Consider the following 18,696-nt stretch of genomic DNA (forward strand, 5'->3'; position numbering starts at 1 on the left):
CCGCTCATGCTCTGCCATGCCGGCAACTGGCGTAAATGACAAAGATATCGCAAAATCAGCCAATGCAGACTCCATCCCCGACGCTTCGCACCATCGTCATCCTGGGCTTCGACGGCATTCAGGCCCTCGATCTCGTTGGCCCCATGGAAGTTTTTTCCAAGGCCAACACCTATTGCCCTGCCGGATCGCCCGCCTACCGGGTGCTGCTGGCATCACCGCGAGGCGGAGATATCGTTTCCAACGCAGGATTGCGCATCGCCGGAACCGAGCCCTTGTCGGCACTGCCGAACTCTGTGGATACGCTGATCGTTGCCGGCGGTGACGAGGCGGGACTGCGCAAGGTTGCAGCAGAGGGTGAACTGCTCGACTGGCTGCAGCAGCGAGCCGATTCGTTTCGCCGGCTGGCCAGCGTTTGTACCGGCGCTTTCGTCCTTGCAGCGGCCGGATTGCTGAAGGGCCGGCGGGCGGCAACGCATTGGTCGGCATGCGATACGCTGCAAGCGATGTGGCCAGATATCGAAGTGGACCGAGACGCCATCTACACAGCCGAACCGCCCTTCTATACCTCTGCCGGCGTGACCACGGGGCTGGACCTCTGCCTGGCCCTGGTCGAGGATGATTGCGGCGCCCAGGTAGCACTGAACGTGGCGCGCGATCTCGTACTGTTCATGCGCCGCCCGGGTACGCAGGCCCAGTTCAGCGTGGCATTGCGAGCACAGGGCGCCGCCAGCTCACGCCTGGCTCCACTCGTTGCACAGATCATCGACGATCCTAGAGGCGACCTCAGCGTGCCCGCCATGTCGGCACGGGTCGGCATGAGCGAACGTACCTTCGTGCGCAGATTTCGTGCCGAGCTCGGGGAAACCCCCGCTCAATTCGTCAAGCAGGTGCGTGTGGAGCGTGCCAAGACGCTGCTCGAGACGACCCGCTGGCCCTTGGCTCGCATTGCCGACCGGTCGGGATTTTCCGGCCTGGATGCCCTGCATCGCACCTTCCTCAAGCAGGTCGGAGTGACGCCGGCAGCGTATCGTAGCTACTTTGGAGTACGCACCAACGAGTCCGATGACAAGTGAGGTCTACTAAGCCGTACTACGAGGCAAGCTGCGTATTGGCACGCAGCGCCTTAATCCTAAGAAAGGAATAGCAAGATGCCGTCAGCGGATGATTCGAATGTGCCGGCTCCCTCGAACCGCCGCCTGCGCCTGGTGTACGACGGCGAGTGCCCGATGTGCCGGCGTTACGTACGCTGGCAGCGCATTCGCCATGACGTCGGCGAACTCGAACTGATCGATGCCAGGCAAGACAGTGAGGCGCGCCGCGAACTCACCGCCATGGGCTTCGACCTGGACGAAGGTTTTGCCCTGCAGATAGGCGAACGCTGGTATCACGGCAGCGAAGCTCTGCACCGCCTTACGCTGCTCGGGACCCGCAGCGGCCTTTTCAATCGCCTGATGTACCGGCTGTTTGCCAGCCCCGAGCGCACGGCACGGCTCTATCCTCTGTTCAGAGCGTGCCGCACCGGCCTGCTGAAGGTGCTGAGAAAAGGCCGCATCGACAACCTGGGGCGAAAGTGAGCCTGCCTGACCGAAACGCTCAAGGCATTTCCAACCCTCGGCGCTGATGCCACTCGGCGATGCTCTCCTCGGGATAGCCGGCAAAGCACTGGTCGCCTTGCTTCGTCTCGACTTCCACCCAGGCGGCCTTGCTGTCCAACAGCAGATGGACCCGCTCCGGCGGCACCGGCAGCTCGGTGTCGATGGCCGACGCGAACGGATGTACCAGCTCGGGCCAGTCGGGATCGAAAACCCATAGCGCCGAGGCGCACTTCTTGCAGAAGTGGCGCTCGCCGGAGCTCTCATGACCCTCGATCACGGCATGATAAACGCCCTGATGCTCTGTCCCCTCGACCTGCAACGTGTCGGCGAGCCCGCTCAGGTTGATGGCGTAGCCGCCCCCGCCAGCGGTCTTGCGACAGATGGAGCAGTAACAGCGCTGATAAGGATACGGATGCGGCGATTCGACGCTGAAACGAACCGCACCACAGTGGCAGGAACCTTCGAGCAACATGTTTTCCTCCTTGGCTGCATGTCGGGTCCACTGGCGTTTACAGGTTCTGGTCTCCGAAGCGAGCCAGATAGTGCCAGACTTTTTTCAACTTCTGAGCATCCATGACTTCCTCGTTAACCGCCCTTCCTATGATTTCTGGTGTCAGCCAGCCATCGACTGCGATTTCCTGGCCCGCCTTGACTATCTCATGCCCTCGAAAGCCAGGATGCTGGCTCATGGCGTCAGTCGACAATCGAAATCCTGCGTGCCACGAGGTTGCAAACGGCAACTCATTGGCCAACTTCTGCACCTCGGTATTCTTGTAACTCGGGTCCAAGACCACCGCCTGGACATCTTCATGGATATCAATCACTCCATGAACATGCGCTTCGATATAGTGATCGAGAGGATCTCTTTCATCAGAATCCGCCATTTCAATCAAGTGTCCTACATGGCGTCCCGCCCCGTAGCCTCTGGGGCCAAAAAAGCTTTCCGGGTAACAGAATGTCACCCTATCCAGTAATGTCGGTCTGAGCTTGAAATACGAGGAGCCGAAGCGAGGAGAGCCTCCAGAAGCAAGCTTCTTGTAGTTCAAAGCGCCATATTTCGGACGAGCGGAAGGCTCACAGCTATCGTAAGCGCCTTTGAATGCACAGCTTTCCCATATCCACCGCGCACCACCAGGAAAAGCAGTGAGACCTCCATTACTGGTGCGTGTTTCGAACTGAGATTTCAGCACACCATCAAGGTTAATCGCTGCCAGCAAAGGCATGCCTGTTGACGTCAAACGATCAGGATGGAAGTTGATCGTCACTTCCAAGGTATCAGCCACGACTCTTCCGCAGCCGTTTTTCCTAAAGAAATCAATACACTTTGATTGGGGCTCGCTCAGAGCACCAAGGGTGTTGTTGGTATCCATTTCATCAGCCATTAGGGAACCTTGAATCCGACAGCCTGCGACACCATTGACAGCCGTGCGGAGCGAGGGCAACGCCTCTTTGGTCATTACCGCATGCTATTAGGCTCGCGACGATAGACACGCTACGCTCCTGTATAGCCTTTTAAACCACCATGGACCCGGTTGCCCACCGGCATCAAGTAAAGGAGAGCCTCATGAGCCCACGCATTCTGATGGTCCTGACCTCCCACGACCGCCTCGGCGATACCGGCGAGCCCACCGGCTTCTGGCTGGAGGAGCTGGCAGCCCCCTACTATGTCTGCGTGGATGCCGGCGCCGAGGTAGTACTGGCATCGCCCAAGGGCGGCAAGCCGCCGCTGGACCCGAAGAGCGACGCCGAGGAGAGCCAGACCGAAGCGACCCGTCGTTTCCAGCAGGACGACAAGGCCCAGCAGGCCCTGGCCAATACGCACAAGCTGAGCGAGGTCAGCGCCGATGACTTCGACGCCATCTTTTACCCCGGCGGCCACGGCCCGCTCTGGGATCTGGTCGACGATGCGGACTCGATCCGCCTGGTCGAGACCTTCTGGGCGCAGCAGAAGCCGGTGGCTGCCGTTTGCCACGCGCCCATCGTGCTGATCCATGCCCGCGATCCCGATGGCAACCCGATCATCCGTGGCCGTCAGGTCACCGGCTTCAGCAACGACGAGGAGGCGGCGGTCGGCCTTACCGACGTCGTACCCCATCTGGTGGAGGACGCCCTTCAGGAGGGTGGCGCCCACTACTCCAAGGCGGATGTGTTCACCCCTTATGCTCGCCAGGACGGCAAGTTGATCACCGGGCAGAACCCGCCCTCGTCGGAGCCTACGGCCAAGCTGCTGCTGGAGGCGCTGGGCAAGTAGTCACCACTCTTCAGGCTACCGGCCGCTCTGACCGGTAGCCGCTGACTTGATCCCGTATCAATTTCCTTCAATACCGCACCGCGCCGCAGCGGCAGACTCAGGCCATTGCCACCCAGGAGGATGACGATGAGCCTTGCCATGATTCTGCCGATGTCGGCGTTTGCCCTTGCGGCTTCGATCTCGCCCGGGCCGGTAAACCTGGTATGCCTGAGCAGCGGTACGCGCTATCCGCTTTCCCAGGGGTTGGTGTTCGTCACTGGCGCCACCGTGGGCTTCATTGTGCTCTTCGTTGCCGTGGGCCTGGGCCTCTATTCGGCACTGGCACTGGTGCCGGGTCTCACCCAGGCGCTGCGTTGGGCCGGCGTGGCGTTTCTGCTCTACCTGAGCTGGCGGCTGTTTCGCGACGATGGCCGCCTGCCCGAGAACGAGGCCCAGCGGGCACCGGGATTCATGACGGGAGCCCTGATGCAGTGGCTCAACCCCAAGGCGTGGCTGGCGTCGGCGTCGGGCATCGGCGCCTACACCAGCGGCAGCGATCTGAACCAGGTGTTGCTGTTCGCCGCCCTCTATCTGCCGATCTGCTGGCTGTCGCTGGGCAGTTGGGTCTATGCCGGCGCCTTTCTGCGCCGCTACGTGCATCGCCCGACGGTACTGGTGACGATCAACCGTACCCTCGCGCTGCTGCTTGCTGCCAGTTGCCTCTATCTTTTGCTTGAGTGAGGGCTATTCATCGAGTGAGAACCTATTGCTCGAGTGAGGACTGCCGATACTGCTGCGGCGTGGCGGCGACCATGCGCTTGAAGGTGCGCTGAAAGTGCGGCTGGTCGGCAAAGCCCGCATTCAGTGCCGCTTCGGCAATGGGAGTGCCGTTCTTCAAGGCATGCTGGCCGAGCTGGATGCGCCGATTGACCAGATAGGCGTGAGGCGTGAACCCAAAATGACGCTTGAAGGCGCGTATCAGATGGCCGGCGCTGTAGCCGCTGCGCTCGCACAAGTCGTCCAGCGATATGTCCTCGCTTGCGTGCTCGTCCAGATAAGCGGCCAAAGCCTTCAGCGTGGCCGGCGCCCGGGCTATCGGTCGCGCCGGTTGGCCGGCTAGTCGGTGCATCAACGCTGAGAGGTATTCCACCACTTCGGTCTGCTTGTCGAGCAGGTCGCGGTTCGTATCCAGCAGGCAGGCCGCCATGCGGCAGTACCCCATGTACCACTCGTTCTCGTCGATCACCGCGGTAGCGATGTCCTGCCAGTGCTGTGCCTCCAGCAACCCTGCCTGGTAACGCAACGCGGTCAGCCACTCGGCATCCACGTAGAGCATCAGGTAGCCCCAGGGTCGGTCCTCGATGGCGCTGCAGGCGTGCATCCAGCCGGGGTTCATCATGACCAGGGTGCCGGCCCGCACGTGATGGCGGTCGTCCCGGTAGCGGAAGGTACTCTCCCCCGCGGTGATCGCCCCCAGCGACCATTGGGTATGACTGTGTGGCGCGTAACAGACCTTGCGCCCATCCTCTACCTTGCGCAGCTCCACGTGGGGCATGCGCGCATCGCGCCAGAACAGCGGCTTGGTGGGAGTCGTCATGATGAGTTTCCTTACTGGCAGCTCACCACAGTGTAGCGCCTTGCCACACTCGATGCGCCACAGCCACATCTTCACACTCACACGATAAAGGGAGTTGGCCTGAATACGAACGATCCCATTGATGGGTACTGTCTACTGCTTTCACTAATGCTAGGCTAATGGAAATTCGTACGAGACGCCCGGGCTCAATGTGCTAGCGCCGTCTCATCCGTTCGGCCTTCAAAATAGACTGAGATCTTGCTGACATCCAAGGCCTACTCTCACAAGTTGCTCGGTGCCAGGCGTCCTCATCGACTCGCCCTGGCAACGCTGCCTCCCCGTGCCTTTGCCTTTCTCCACACCTTCGGCCTTACAGTATGGATCGCGCTCGCGGAAGGCCGCGGCTGGTCGCTGATTCTACCGGGGCTGCTCCTGCTGCTATGGCCGGCGATGGCCTACCTGCACGCGGCCCAAGCCCAGGATTCGAAGCGAGCCGAGTTCAAGAATCTGCTGTGCGACAGCCTGCTGTTTGGTGTGTGGTGCAGCGTGCTGGATTTTTACGTGCTGGCCACACTGTCCATCGCACTCGCCTGCTTCATGAACAACATGGTGGTAGCCGGCCCGCGCCGCATGCTGGTCTCCATGTCACTGTTCGCCGGCGGCGCCCTGGGCTGGAGCGCGTTGTCCGGCTTCGAGATTCGGCCTTACGTCAGCACCGGGCTGGACATCTATCAGGGAGCCGGCGCCGTGGTCTATTTTCTGGCCATTGCCTACGTGATGTACGGGCAAAATCGTCAGCTCGGTCGCAGCATGCGCGAGACCAAGTTCCAGAACCGGGTCTTCCACGCCCTGCTCGAACTGGGCGGCGTTGCCAACAGCGCCTCGAACATTCATATGCTGCTGGACGACTCCCTGAAACACCTGCATGCCGATTTCCCCGAGTACGGATTCGCCGTGTTCCTGCAGGAGCGCAGTCGGCCCGAAGTGACACGCTACGCCGCCGTGGCCGGTCTGCAGCTCGGCGTCGAGGATGAGCGACGGCTGGGCGGCCTGCTGGCAACGCTCCATGATCGGCAGGAAAGTGTGGTCAAGCTACGCGAGCAGAGTGTCGGCGAACAGCTTTATGCTACCTCGATGGCGGGCCGGCTAAGCCTGTACGATGGCTGGTTGATCGTGCGTGCCCCCATGCTGGATGACCGGCTGGAGCGCATGCTGCCCCTTTTCGTCGACCAGTTGGCGGCCGCCACCGAGAACAAGCTGCTGCACCTCGCGCTGAAGAAAACGGCGGAGCGCGACGGGCTGACAGGGCTCTACAACCGTGGCTTCTTCGAATCGGCCTTGCAGTTGAGCATCCAGGGTAAGGGGCAGACGCCAAGCCTGAATTTTGCCGTGTTGATGATGGATGTCGACGGACTCAAGGCGGTGAACGACCGCTATGGTCATGTAGCGGGCGATCAGCTCATCACCACGGTGGCCGAGCGCCTGCAAGTCCACTGCCGCGCCAGTGACATCCTGGCGCGATACGGCGGTGACGAATTCGTCGTCCTGTTTCCTTCTGCGGACCTCACGGCCGCGAATCGCCTGGCCAGCCTGATCAGAACGCATATCGAAGGCCAACGCTGCAGCATCACCACGGCCGACGGCAAGCAACTGACGCTGGAGCTACGCTTGAGCCTCGGTAGTGCCAGCTCCACCGAGGTGCCTGCCCAGGAAGTGCTTGCCCTGGCCGACGAGCGCATGTACGACGACAAGAGCGAGCGGCGCAAGCAGCGAGCCCTCAGTTGAGCGACACCGCACCCCTCATGCTGAGGTAGCACGGTGTCACTGCTGAGTGGTACCCATATTCTCTATCTAGCTATTCACTGTCTGCCGCCGACCTTGAACTCCAGGTCGTAGTTGTTGAGCAGCGGCGGCATCGGTTTGCTGCTGAGCAGGCGCGTCGGTGGGTTCAACTGGAACTCCCGGCCTTGCAACAGCTTGGCCAGCATGTGGCTGGTCACCGTCAGCACCACGCGGCGCCCCGGGCAGATGCCGGTACCGCCGCTGAAGGGGATCAGCGGCCAGTCGCCAACGGCATCAGGCTTCAGCCAGAGGTCGGGGTTGAAGCGATCGGCTTCATCCAGGTGGCGATCATCGCGATGGAAATAGGGCGCCAGGATGAGTATCGACGTTTCGGCCGGCATGGAGCCGTTCTCCCACTCGGTCTCCTCGGTAGTCTGGCGCAGCACCATGGGCGTGGTGGGCCATAGCCGCAGCGACTCGAGCAGACAGGCTCGCAGAAAGTCGAGTTTGGGGGCGGGGTTACCGGCATTCTCGGCTATCTCGGCCTGAGCCCGCTCGGCCTGATTGGGGTGAGCGGCAAGCAGCGCCAGGGCGCGGAAAGTAGCCATACCCGCGGGGTCGAAGGCGAACAGGTACTGTGGCACCTGATGTTCGGGCTGAGTGGTCTCGTTGGTCGGCGTGCGGGCGATCTCCCCTGCCAGGCTGCCCTCTTCCCCACGCTTCAGGTAGGTGCGGATTCGCTCGAGAAAGTCGTCCTTCACGCGGTCGTGGCCCGGGTGGAAGAAGGCCCAGTTGGCAGCGGAACGCAGCTTCTCCAACATCTCCGTCAGGGCATGGTCGTCGCGGGCGGTATCGCCCAGTACCACACGGCGCACTACGCGATTCCAGGTCGCTTCGAACATGTCCCAGTCGAGCTTGTTCTCATGCCGTTCGACCTGGGTGAGCAGCTCGCCGGCCTCTTGCTCGACCACTTGCACGAAACGAGCCCCCAGGCCGTGCACCGGGCACTCGCTGTGCAGCACCTTTTCGTTGAAACGACGGCGCTCGGCCCGTTCGGGACCGTGAGAAACCAACGCCATATCGGGCTCGAAGTGCTCGAGCGCCTTGCGCTTGGCCCATTCGGCAGTAGCGAACGGCTCGGGAGTTTCGTTGAGCACCCGATTGGCGTGGTCGGGGTCGAGAATCAACGCCATCGGCTTGCCCTCGGGCGTGTTCAGCATCAGCGGGCCCGGGCCGTACTTCTCGTTGAGCGATTTCAGGCGGCTAATGGCTCTCGCATCGAGGCCAAGTTTTTCCGCCACTCCCACCACCTTGGGCCGGCGAATGATCACCCCTTTGGCGATGTTGGGTACGAAGACATCGCCCATCACCGCCAACGTTTCGCCTGTGGTGGCTTGAGGCAGGCTGTTGGATGTCGAATCCTTCGTCATGTTGCACTCCTTCTGCTATCCATCCTGGTTCGCAGTCTAGTCGCGCAACTTATGACAAGCCTTTGTTCTCACAAAAATTTACAGCAGTTAACTCGAAGCTTCCGACTCACCAACGGCGAGAAGCGGTTAGAACTCGCTCCAGTCCTCCTCTACGGTGGAGCGCCGACGTGCCCCTGGCTTGGGATCGACCAGTTTGACGGACTGACGCTTCTCGGCAGGCCCTTGCGTCGTTTCGCCCTGCTCCGGGTGACGCTCACGCGGCTGAGCCGCGGCAGTGGCCGAGACGGCATGTTCGTCGACGCGGAAGGTGGCAATCAATCCCGCCAGACTGCTGGCCTGCTGCTCCAACGAGGCAGCGGCGGCACTCGTCTGCTGGACCAGAGAGGCATTCTGCTGGGTGACGGAATCCATCTCGGTGAGCGCAGCATTGATCTGCTCGATGCCGCTGTTCTGCTCTCGTGTCGCGGTGGAAATCTCGGCCATCAGCGCGGTGACCTGCCGAATCGAGTCGACGGTGGCATTGATGGTTTCACCGCTGCGCTCGGCCTGCTCGGCACCGGTGCCAATCTGGCTGGTAGTGGCTTCGATCAGGGTGCGAATCTCTCTGGCCGACTCCGCACTGCGGCTGGCCAGGGAGCGGACCTCGCTTGCCACCACGGCGAAGCCGCGACCCTGCTCGCCCGCCCGCGCCGCCTCGACCGAGGCATTGAGCGCCAGGATGTTGGTCTGGAAGGCAATGGAATCGATCACGCCGATGATCTCGTTGATACGTTTGGCACTCTCGGAAATCTCGCGCATCAGCTTGACGGTGCGCTCCACCTCTTCGCCCCCCGCCTCGGCGGTTTTCGAAGCCGAAGCGGCAAGCCGGTCGGCCTCGACGGCGGTGTCGGTATTCTTGCTCACCGTGGAGGCCATTTCCTCCATGCTGGAGGCCGTCTGCTGCAGGGCAGCAGCCTGCTCCTCGGTACGCGACGATAGGTCCTGGCTGCCCGAGGCGATCTCTCCGGCGCCGGTGAAGACGAATTCACTGCTTTGCCGCAGCGATACCACCAGCGTCTTGAGCTTCTCCTGCATGCGCCCCAAGGCACCGTAGAGCTGACCGATCTCGTTGCGGCCCCGGTCCTCGATGCGTGCCGTCAGGTCGCCATCGGCGATACGCTCGAAGTGGGCAATGGCTCCCCGCAGGGGCGTCACGACCATACGCATCATGGCAAGGCGAATGAAGAAGGCGGCGGCCAGGGCCACGATCAACAGGCCGAGGGCAGTCGCCCCGATGCGATTGCTCAGGGTTTTCACCTGTGCGATGGCAACGGCGCCACGCTGATCGCTGTAGGCAATGAAGGCCTCCATGGCATCGTCCAGGCCGGCCCCCAGCTCGGCCAACTGGTCCTGCCGGCGCTGTACCAGGAAGGGCGCGGCATCCAGCAGCGGCACCAGCCCTTCGTTGACGTAGGCATCGTATGCCTCGGCAATGGCTGCCACGTATGGCGCGCGGGTATCGTCAGGCGCGATGGCAATCTGCCGGAACTCGGCGAAACGCTCCTGCGCAGTCTCTACCGCCGCCACGGCCATCTCCTGATTCTCGCGACCGAGATCGGGGTTGCCCTGGGCGCTGTGCGCGGCATAGCGATCGAGGAAGGTTTGCGCACGCAGCACGTTGACCTGGGCGCGGTTGGCCAGGTTGGAGAGCTGAGCGTTGGTTTCCGCCAGCTCGTGCAGGGCGGCTTCGCTGGTGCTGTTGGAATAGAACCCCAACCCACTGATCAGTCCGATCATCAGCACCAGCGCGGCCAGGGCTGCCGTCAGGCTCCACTTGATGGAAAGATGCCTCATCGTACCGCTCCCATGGGTCGTAAAACTTTGGTGTCAAACTTCCAGGTACATGGTTTTCATCGGCAGCCGGCCGGTAGATTTTAGCCAAAAGTTCAAAATTACGACTTTTGTCTAGCCGGATTACGTCCTGGCCTCCAGCGCCTGGGCCAGATCCGCTTGTATGTCCGACGGCGTTTCAAGTCCCACGGAAAGGCGGATCAGCGTCTCGGAAATCCCATGCTCGGCACGCTCTTCAGGGCTCAGCACCGAGTGGGTCATGCTGGCCGGATGCTGGATCAGGCTTTCCGCGTCGCCCAGCGATACGGCGCGCTGAATCAGCTCGAGGCGGTTCATGAAGCGGCGCCCGACCTCCAGGCCGTCGGCGAGCTCGAAGGCGATGATGCCGCCGAAATCGCTCATCTGCCGCCGCGCCAGCTCATGCTGCGGAAAACTGGCCAGCCCGGGGTAATGGACGCGCTCGACCGCCGGGTGCCGCTCCAGCCAGTGGGCCACCTCGAGCGCCGAGGCGGATTGCCGCTGCATACGGATTTCGAGCGTCTTCAGGCCGCGCATGATCAGAAACGCGGTGAAAGGCGACATCACCGCGCCGGTGAAGTCCTTCAGCCCGGTGAGACGCACCCTGTGCATTTCCTCCTCACCGCCCACCAGCATGCCGGCGATCAGATCGCCATGGCCGCCAAGGTACTTGGTGGCGGAGTGCACCACGAAATCCGCGCCCCACTCGAGGGGCCGGGTGATGACCGGGGTGGCGTAGGTGTTGTCCACTACCACACGCGCCCCGTGCCGGTGCGCGATACGACTCACTGCCTCGATGTTCACCAGGCGCATGGTGGGATTGGCCGGGGTCTCGAAATAGACGAGCTTGGTGCGCTCGCCGATTGCCGCTTCCAGCGCCGCCGGTTGGGAGAGGTCCACGTGCCTGACTCGGATGCCGAACTCGGTCAGGCCGTGGTGAAAGAAGGCGTGCGTACAGCCATATAGATGGCTGTCCGTAATCAGCTCATCCCCGGGGCGCAGCAGGCTCCACATCAGCGCGGTGATGGCGCCCATGCCCGAGGCGGTGGCCAGGCCGGCCTCGGCACCCTCCAGGTTGGCCATGCGCTGTTCCAGAGTGGCCACCGTGGGATTGGAAATCCGTGAGTAGAAGTGGCCGGGAGCTTCGCCGGCAAAGCGTTCGGCGCCCTGCTCGACACTCTCGAAGGTGAAGGTGGAGGTCAGATGAATGGGCGGTGTCAGCGCCCCCTGCTCGTCCCGGCTGTCGTAGGCGGCGTGGATGGCTCGCGTGGCGAAGCCTTGTTCTTGCTGAGAGTGGCCCTGCTGAGAGTGGCGCTGTTGCATGACTCGACTCCACGGTGAGGAATGTCGCTTGTTGTCTTGTCATGCTATGCCCGCATCAAGAGAATTTGCTTTCGTTCTCTGCCTCGTTTGGCTAGTTTTTGGCAATAATATTCCAAGAACAGGCTCAGTCATGGACAAGATCGACCGCAAGATCCTGCATGAGCTCCAGCTCGATGGGCGTCTGAGCAATCAGGACCTGGCCCAGCGGGTCAATCTCTCTCCCTCCCCCTGCCTGCGGCGGGTCCGGCGGCTCGAGGAGCAGGGTGTGATACGCGGCTATACGGCAATCATCGATCAGAAACGCTACGGCTACCCTTTGACCGTCTTCACCCGCATCTCGCTGGCCCGCCACGACACCGAGACGGTGGCCAAGTTCGAGCGCAGGGTGCGGGAGATCGACGAGATCATCGACTGCTTCGTGCTGACGGGGCAGCGCGACTACCAACTGCGGGTAGTGGCAGCCAGCCTCGAGGACTACGAGCGCTTCATGCGCGACACCCTGCACACCATCCCCGGCATCGGCTCCATCGATACCAGCTTTGCGTTTGGGGTGGTGAAGCAGGCGCCGTCGCTTCCACACCTTTAGCCGCTTCCTCACCTTTAGCCTCTTTCACACGCCTAGTTGCCCTCCCTCTCCCCTCTTTCTCCCGGCTCGGTTAGCATGAGAGGTTTTGCGTTTCGAGGAACCATCATGCAAGCCTCTCTCGAGCAGCGGGCGCTCAAGATCTCCATCGTCGTCACCCTCGTGGTCTCCAGCCTGGGGGTGACGTTCGGGCTGCTGGCCGGCTCACAGTCGATCCTGTTCGACGGGGTGTTCTCTACCATCGACGCCGCCATGTCGGCGCTCGCCCTGCTGGTGGCAAGGCTGGCGGTGCGCGAAGCCAGCCAGCGCTTTCAGCACGGCTATTGGCACCTGGAGCCGCTGGTGGCGGCACTCAACGGCAGCATTCTGATGCTGCTGTGCTTCTACGCCTTCCTCAATGCGCTCCAGGGGCTGATGGAGGGCGGCCAGCCGCTGGCCTTCGACGTGGCCATCGGCTACGCCGTGGTAGTCGCCACCATGTGCTACGCCATGGTCTTCTACCAGCGCCGCATCAACCGCCGGGCGCAGTCGGAGTTCGTGCGGATCGACATGCAGGGCTGGCTGATGGCCGCGCTCATCACCACCTCGCTGCTGGTGGCTTTCAGCATCGGCCTGCTGCTGCAGGGCACCGAGTGGGAGCACCTGACCCGCTACATCGATTCGCTGCTGCTGGTAATACTCACGGTCTGCTTCATGCCGGTGCCCATCGGTATCGTGCGCCGTGCGCTGCGCGAGATCCTGCTGATCGCTCCCAGCAATATCGACCGCGAAGTGCACGCCGCCATGGAACCGGTGATGCAGCGTGAAGGACTGCTCGAATACTTCAGCCACGTGGCCAAGGCCGGGCGCGGGCATTATATCGAGATCCATATCGTCACCACGCCGGAGTTTGCCGCTGACCGGGGCATCGCCGCGCTGGACGAGATACGCGAGGAGATCGCCGCGAAGCTGAGCCCGCCGCCGGAGCGACGCTGGTTCACGGTGGCCTTCACTGCCGACCCGCGCTGGGCCTGAGCGATAGTGAAGCTATGCTGAATGTGGCGCCGCCCCTGAGGCGGCCCTGGACCCAGGCAGCGAGGAGACTATGGCAGTATCCAAGGGGGACACCGAGGATGAGCCCAGAGAGCCGCACAATCTGATCGAACTGATCGAGACCATCGAAGCGATCGAAACCCCTTCGGGCAAGCTGCGTTTCGATGCCGTACTGGAGGCGATCGGACGTCGCTCCTTCGGCCCCCTGCTGTTGCTGGCCGGCCTGGTGACCTTGGCACCGGTCATCAGCGGGATTCCCGGGGTGCCTTCACTGATGGGCATGTTTACCTTTCTGGTATGCGCTCAGTTACTGGTCGGCCGACGCACCTTTTGGCTACCGGCTTGGCTGCGAAATCGCCAGCTTTCAAGCGACAAGGTTCACAAGGGTCTGGGCTGGATGCGCAAGCCATCTCGAATGATCGACCGCCTGGTCTACCATCGCATCTCGTTCATGACCGGCGACTTCGCCATACGTGTGATCGCCGTAACCTGTTTCGTGCTCTCCATCGCCATGCCCCCCATGGAACTCGTACCGCTGACGGTCAACATTGCCGGCGTGGCGCTGACCCTGTTCGGGCTAGCCATCATGGCCCGGGACGGCCTGCTCTCCATCATCGCTTTCATCATTACCGGCATCAGTCTTTTCACCATGCTCTACAACCTGCTGTAGGAGTCTTCCATGCTACCGCTTGAACGTATTCTGGAAGCCCAGCGCCGTATCGCCGACAGCCTGCCGCCCACGCCGCTGCTGCTCGACCATGTGCTGTCCGAGCAGTTCGGGCGGCGCATCTGGCTCAAGGGGGAGCTGTTTCAGCGCACCGGCTCGTTCAAGCCTCGCGGTGGGCTCAACTGGTTGCGCAGCGCCGGCGATGCGGAGTTGGCCGGCGGGCTGGGAGCGGTCTCGGCGGGCAATCACGCCTTGGGGCTCGCCTGGGCGGCCGGCGAGGCTGGTGTGCCGGTGACAATCGTGATGCCCGAGAACGCCAGCGTGTTCAAGGTGGAAGGCAGCCGCAAGCTCGGCGCCGAGGTGATTCTGCACGGCGACATCAACCAAGCCTGGGAGCTGATGCGCAAGCTGGTAGCGGAGCGCGGCCTGACCCTGGTGCACCCCTACGACGACGAGCGCATCATCGCCGGCCAGGGCACGGTGGGGCTGGAGATTCTCGAACAGGCACCCGAGGCTACCGCCATCCTGTGCCCGGTGGGTGGCGGCGGCTTGATCGCCGGTATCGGTTCGGCCGCCGCAGCACTGAAGCCCGAGCTTGCCTTGATCGGCGTGGAACCCAGCGGGGCCGCCAGCATGGCCGCGGCCTGGTCGGCCGGCGCGCCTGAGCGCCTGGCACGGGTCGCTACCTGCGCCAAGAGCCTGGGCGCCGCCATCGTCGGTGAGCACACCTACCCCGTATGCCGTAAAACGACCCAGACACTGCTGCAAGTGGACGACGATGCCATCGGCCGCGCCATGCGCCATCTGCTCTACCAGGCCAAGCTGCTGGCAGAACCGGGCGCGGCCGTGGGTGTGGCCGCCCTGCTCGAAGGGGCGGTCGCGTTACCCTTCGAAGGCGATGTGGTGGTGGTGATCACTGGCGGTAACATGAGCCCGGAGGAGCTGACCGATTTCCTGTAACCACGGTTACCCCCTCGATCAGGCCAGGATGAAGTAGACGCAGGCGGCGGTCAGCCCCCCCATGGTCCAGTTGAAGATTCGCCAGGCGCGGGGCGTGTCGAGCCAGCGCCCGATGGCCACGCCGAACCCGGCCCACAGGGCGATGCAGGGCAGACCGACCAGCTCGGCGAAGGCCGCCAGCATCAGTGCGTTGATCACCAAGTTACCGCCTTCAGGCAGAAACCCCGCCATCAGCGCCAGCCCCATGACCCAGGCCTTGGGATTGGCGAACTGGAACGCCGCCGCCTGCCAGAAGCTCAAGGGTCGTCCTTCGCCCTCCAGGCGAAAATCGGGCGGCGGCGCGGTGGCAATCTTCCACGCCAGATAGAGCAGGTAGGCACTGCCGATCACCCGTAGCACCGTCTGCACCGCCGGGTAGCGCTCGAAGATCAGCCCCAACCCCAGGGCAATGCCGGCGAACAGCAGGAAGCAGCCGCCCAGAATGCCGAAGATGTGCGGCAAGGTGCGCATGAAGCCGTAGTTGGCTCCCGAGGCCGTGAGCATCACGTTGTTGGGCCCGGGAGTGATGGTCATCGAGATCATATAGAGGGCCGCCGGCCCGAGTAACGCCAAAGCTTCCATTGCATTTGCACCCATACAATTTTTGATTTTCGCTTGGATTGTGCGCACAATTTCCAGCATAATCCTGCCAATATTGGCGTCAAAGGTTTTATTGTCACCATGACAATATGGGTTCCTCAGCTCCCTTCCGAGGGCGTGCGCTACCGCGTGATTGCCGATGCCATCGCCCTGGCGATCCAGACCGGCGAACTCGCTGCGGGGCAGAAGCTGCCGCCACAGCGTCAGCTGGCCGATCGGCTGGGCGTCACGGTGGGTACCGTGACCCGTGCCTATGCCGAGGCGGAGCGCCAGGGCCGGGTCGTGGCCCGGGTGGGCAGCGGCACCTACGTGCGCGGCAACGAAGCGCCGTCGGGCCAGTACTTTCTCGCCAGTCGTCCCGCCGAGGACGGCATCATCGACCTCAGCCTGAGCCTGCCGCCACCGCATCCGCTGCGTGCCGCCTCGCTGGGGCGCGTGCTGCAGGAGATCGCCGTCGAGGAGCCGCTGTTGCAGCGCGCCGTGGAGTACCAGTCGGATCGCGGCGTGCCGGAGCACCGCGAACGGCTGGCGGCCTGGATGACCGAACTCGGCATGCCTGCCGAGGCCGAGTCGCTGCTGGTCACCCAGGGCGGGCAGCACGGTATCAGCCTAGCCCTGCAGGCGCTGACACGCCCGGGCGAGCGCATCGCCGCGGACGTGTTGACCTACCCCGGGTTGATCAGCGCCGCCAGCCAGGCGCACCTCAAGCTGCTTGGCGTGCCGATGGACGAGCACGGCATGGACGTCGATGCCCTCGCCCGGCTCTGCGCCCAGCAGCAGCCACCGAGGCTGGTCTATGTCACGCCCGATCAGAACAACCCGACCGGTACGCCGCTGAGCGAGAGCCGCCGCGAACGGCTGGCGGCACTGGCCTACCGCCATGACTTCTGGATCGTCGAGGATGGCGTGCAGTACCTGCCCGCTGTCGAGCGTGGCACCCCGCTCTATCGCCTGGCACCGGAACGCACGCTGTTCATCTTCAGCACCTCCAAGGTACTGGCCGGGGGGCTGCGCATCGGTACCCTGCTGGCGCCCGCCATGCTGCGTGAACGCTTGGGGACGGCGCTGCGCGCTCAGAGCTGGATGGTGCCGCCCTTGATGGTCGAGGCGGTGTGCCGCTGGGTCGCCAGCGACGACAGCCGCGTGCTGCTCGACTGGCTGATCGAAGAGCTGGGAGCACGCCAGCGGCTGGCACGAGAACGACTTGTCGGATACTCCCTAGGTGGACGGGCACACGGCAACAATCTGTGGCTGCCGCTGCCCGAAGGACAGCGCAGCGCCATCCTGACGGCGGCCCTGGCGCAGCGTAACGTGCTGGTCAGCAGCGCAGAGCCCTTCTGCGTAGGCAGCGAACCGGCGCCCCAGGCACTGCGGCTGTGCCTCAGCGCCGCCGTGTCGCGGGAGGCACTGACCCAGGCGCTGGACACACTAGTCGAACTGCTCGCCGAGCCCCCAGCCGCTCCCTGGCAGACGCTGTAGCATGGCACGGCGGCTCCTGCACGGCAGGAGCCACCGCGAACTTCCTTTCAATCCATGTTCTTCAGTGCAGGTTCATCAATGCATGTGCACCAGGGTCGGCATCCACGCCGGGCCGATGAACACCAGTGCACCCAGCAGGATCAGGGCCGTGCCGGCCGGTCGCACCAGCCTGTCTCCATGGCGGCCGATCTTCTCGTAAATCATGAGCGCAGCCAGGGGCGCCATCCACGCCAGGTTGGCAATGCCGACCACGAACATCACCAGCATGAGCGCCCAGCAACTGCCCAGGCAGAACAGCCCATGCCGGACGCCGAGCGTCATGGCCCCGCCCCACCCTCGACGGTAATGCGCCAGCAGGAAGGAGCGTGGCTGGCGGCACTTATCCAGACACCGCGACTTGAGTGAGGTGAACTGGAAGGCTCCGGCCAGCACCAGCACGGCTCCCATCAGCCATTCAGGTCGATGCATCAACCAGTGCCAGTCCGAAAGAGCCATCCCCAGCAGCGTGTCACCCAGCAGGGCCAACACACCGAACATGGTCCACACGAGCAGATAGCCACCCAGGAAGCAGACCCGCGCTACCCCCGGATGGGGCTGGCCGGTTGCCGCCTGACGGAACAGGCCGACCATGGGCAGGGTGGACGGCAGCATCATGGCCGCGATGTGTAGCTGCCAGGCGAGCAGGAACAGGACCAGGCTGCTCCAGAGTGCCATGTCGTCGACGACCAGCTGGTGATGATGGACCCACTGCACCCTGCCGGTCAGCTCGGCCACGATGGCCAACAGCCACGCCAGGCCAATGATGCCCAGCAGCAGAAGGTTGTCAGCGGTAATCCGGTTTGCCTGCCGGTCGAGCGCGGCACTCACGGCTCGAACTCCATCTTCCAGGCGGTCTGAATGGCATTCTGCCCGTCGTGAGTCCAGCTCATGCCATGTTGCGGCATGCTGACCCGATAACGCCGCGACTTGCCGAGATAGGCCGGGGCACCCTTGACCGTGGTGAAGGCACTGTCATGCATCGTGGCCGTGGTTCCGTCCGGTGAGGATTGGATCGGGGCAAGCTCCGCCTCGACCCTGCCCTGTGCGATCAAGCGCCCTTCCACCTGCTGTGCCTCATGCACGATCGGCACACGCTCCACGGCCACGATCTCACCTACCAGGCCTGCAAGGTCAGCCAGCGGCCCACCCAACTTGCCACCGAAGGCATCCAGCAGCGCTTCATACTGCGCGTCGTCAGCGGCGCTGTCGATCAGGATGACCGACCGCCAGCCGCCGGCCAACGCATTGCCCGGTATGTACGCCACGTTCATGAGGGTCAAACCGGATACATCGACGCCCCTGGCCTGCCCCTTTTCCAGCTTGAAGGCGATCACGCCATGGCATTCGTTACCGTCGGGGTCTTCACCGAGAAAGCATGGACAGGGCGCGGAGCACGAGCAGATCTCCAGCATCGTGCCCTCGAGTCGATAGCCTGCCTTTGTCGTTGTCGGCGTCGTCATAGTTGTTGTCATGATCCACCTCCATCAGCTTGAGTGTGAGCACCGGCAACCCG

At 63.0% G+C, this 18,696-nt stretch carries 19 protein-coding genes; 10 read left to right on the forward strand and 9 right to left on the reverse strand.

All coding sequences use genetic code 11. The features are described from left to right. Positions 1–62 precede the first annotated feature (62 nt). Both HOP59_RS20505 and HOP59_RS20510 read left to right on the forward strand, forming a co-directional pair. A complete protein-coding gene (locus HOP59_RS20505; protein WP_234255432.1) occupies positions 63–1,073 on the forward strand; it encodes a GlxA family transcriptional regulator in 1,011 nt (336 codons plus the stop codon). A gap of 75 nt (positions 1,074–1,148) precedes the next feature. Beyond that, a complete protein-coding gene (locus HOP59_RS20510) occupies positions 1,149–1,574 on the forward strand; it encodes a DCC1-like thiol-disulfide oxidoreductase family protein (protein ID WP_010628136.1) in 426 nt (141 codons plus the stop codon). Between the two features lie 19 nt (positions 1,575–1,593). Here the strand turns inward: HOP59_RS20510 and HOP59_RS20515 are convergent, their stop codons facing one another. Together HOP59_RS20515 and HOP59_RS20520 are read right to left on the reverse strand one after the other, a co-directional pair. Further along, a complete protein-coding gene (locus HOP59_RS20515) occupies positions 1,594–2,067 on the reverse strand; it encodes a GFA family protein (protein WP_234255433.1) in 474 nt (157 codons plus the stop codon). A gap of 37 nt (positions 2,068–2,104) precedes the next feature. Beyond that, positions 2,105–3,052, reverse strand: a complete 948-nt coding sequence (locus HOP59_RS20520) for a DUF3626 domain-containing protein (protein ID WP_234255434.1) — start codon at positions 3,050–3,052, stop codon at positions 2,105–2,107. Positions 3,053–3,159: 107 nt separating this feature from the next. On the opposite strand from HOP59_RS20520, the gene HOP59_RS20525 reads away from it, so the two are divergent. After that, positions 3,160–3,846 carry a type 1 glutamine amidotransferase domain-containing protein gene (locus HOP59_RS20525; protein ID WP_234255435.1) on the forward strand — a complete coding sequence of 229 codons (687 nt, stop codon included), beginning with the start codon at positions 3,160–3,162 and terminating at the stop codon, positions 3,844–3,846. A 126-nt stretch (positions 3,847–3,972) separates the two neighbouring features. Beyond that, a complete protein-coding gene (locus HOP59_RS20530; protein WP_234255436.1) occupies positions 3,973–4,566 on the forward strand; it encodes a LysE family translocator in 594 nt (197 codons plus the stop codon). A gap of 22 nt (positions 4,567–4,588) precedes the next feature. Here HOP59_RS20530 and HOP59_RS20535 read toward each other — a convergent pair whose 3' ends face one another. Beyond that, entirely contained in the window at positions 4,589–5,422 is an 834-nt protein-coding gene (locus HOP59_RS20535) for an AraC family transcriptional regulator (protein WP_010628131.1), read from the reverse strand. A 237-nt stretch (positions 5,423–5,659) separates the two neighbouring features. On the opposite strand from HOP59_RS20535, the gene HOP59_RS20540 reads away from it, so the two are divergent. Next, on the forward strand, positions 5,660–7,186 hold the full coding sequence (locus HOP59_RS20540; protein ID WP_010628130.1) for a sensor domain-containing diguanylate cyclase: 1,527 nt from the start codon (positions 5,660–5,662) through the stop codon (positions 7,184–7,186). Between the two features lie 74 nt (positions 7,187–7,260). On the opposite strand, the gene HOP59_RS20545 is transcribed toward HOP59_RS20540, so the two are convergent. The 3 genes from HOP59_RS20545 to HOP59_RS20555 form a co-directional block, all read right to left on the reverse strand. Continuing rightward, a complete protein-coding gene (locus tag HOP59_RS20545) occupies positions 7,261–8,613 on the reverse strand; it encodes a cytochrome P450 (protein ID WP_234255437.1) in 1,353 nt (450 codons plus the stop codon). A 126-nt stretch (positions 8,614–8,739) separates the two neighbouring features. Then, positions 8,740–10,446, reverse strand: coding sequence for a methyl-accepting chemotaxis protein (locus HOP59_RS20550; protein ID WP_234255438.1), 1,707 nt, complete (start codon positions 10,444–10,446; stop codon positions 8,740–8,742). A gap of 120 nt (positions 10,447–10,566) precedes the next feature. Then, entirely contained in the window at positions 10,567–11,784 is a 1,218-nt protein-coding gene (locus HOP59_RS20555; RefSeq protein WP_234255439.1) for a methionine gamma-lyase, read from the reverse strand. A 130-nt stretch (positions 11,785–11,914) separates the two neighbouring features. Here HOP59_RS20555 and HOP59_RS20560 point away from each other — a divergent pair, with 130 nt between their 5' ends. From HOP59_RS20560 to HOP59_RS20575, 4 genes are all read left to right on the forward strand, one after another. Then, positions 11,915–12,370 carry an Lrp/AsnC family transcriptional regulator gene (locus HOP59_RS20560; RefSeq protein ID WP_010628126.1) on the forward strand — a complete coding sequence of 152 codons (456 nt, stop codon included), beginning with the start codon at positions 11,915–11,917 and terminating at the stop codon, positions 12,368–12,370. Between the two features lie 105 nt (positions 12,371–12,475). Then, on the forward strand, positions 12,476–13,381 hold the full coding sequence (locus HOP59_RS20565) for a cation diffusion facilitator family transporter (protein ID WP_234255440.1): 906 nt from the start codon (positions 12,476–12,478) through the stop codon (positions 13,379–13,381). Between the two features lie 70 nt (positions 13,382–13,451). After that, positions 13,452–14,069 carry an exopolysaccharide biosynthesis protein gene (locus HOP59_RS20570; RefSeq protein ID WP_010628124.1) on the forward strand — a complete coding sequence of 206 codons (618 nt, stop codon included), beginning with the start codon at positions 13,452–13,454 and terminating at the stop codon, positions 14,067–14,069. 9 nt (positions 14,070–14,078) lie between these two features. Further along, positions 14,079–15,026: a threonine ammonia-lyase gene (locus HOP59_RS20575; RefSeq protein WP_234255441.1), complete on the forward strand. Its 948-nt coding sequence runs from the start codon at positions 14,079–14,081 to the stop codon at positions 15,024–15,026. 18 nt (positions 15,027–15,044) lie between these two features. On the opposite strand, the gene HOP59_RS20580 is transcribed toward HOP59_RS20575, so the two are convergent. Beyond that, positions 15,045–15,647: a LysE family translocator gene (locus HOP59_RS20580; protein ID WP_010628122.1), complete on the reverse strand. Its 603-nt coding sequence runs from the start codon at positions 15,645–15,647 to the stop codon at positions 15,045–15,047. 99 nt (positions 15,648–15,746) lie between these two features. Between HOP59_RS20580 and HOP59_RS20585 the strand changes: the two genes are divergently transcribed. Further along, positions 15,747–17,144: an aminotransferase-like domain-containing protein gene (locus tag HOP59_RS20585; RefSeq protein WP_234255442.1), complete on the forward strand. Its 1,398-nt coding sequence runs from the start codon at positions 15,747–15,749 to the stop codon at positions 17,142–17,144. Between the two features lie 75 nt (positions 17,145–17,219). On the opposite strand, the gene HOP59_RS20590 is transcribed toward HOP59_RS20585, so the two are convergent. Both HOP59_RS20590 and HOP59_RS20595 read right to left on the reverse strand, forming a co-directional pair. Continuing rightward, on the reverse strand, positions 17,220–18,011 hold the full coding sequence (locus HOP59_RS20590; protein ID WP_234255443.1) for a DUF2182 domain-containing protein: 792 nt from the start codon (positions 18,009–18,011) through the stop codon (positions 17,220–17,222). Continuing rightward, on the reverse strand, positions 18,008–18,655 hold the full coding sequence (locus HOP59_RS20595; RefSeq protein ID WP_234255444.1) for a DUF1326 domain-containing protein: 648 nt from the start codon (positions 18,653–18,655) through the stop codon (positions 18,008–18,010). Before HOP59_RS20595 ends, HOP59_RS20590 begins: the two co-directional genes overlap by 4 nt. Between the last annotated feature and the right edge of the window lie 41 nt (positions 18,656–18,696).

This window comes from Billgrantia aerodenitrificans, from assembly GCF_021404405.1.
Lineage (GTDB): Bacteria > Pseudomonadota > Gammaproteobacteria > Pseudomonadales > Halomonadaceae > Halomonas > Halomonas aerodenitrificans.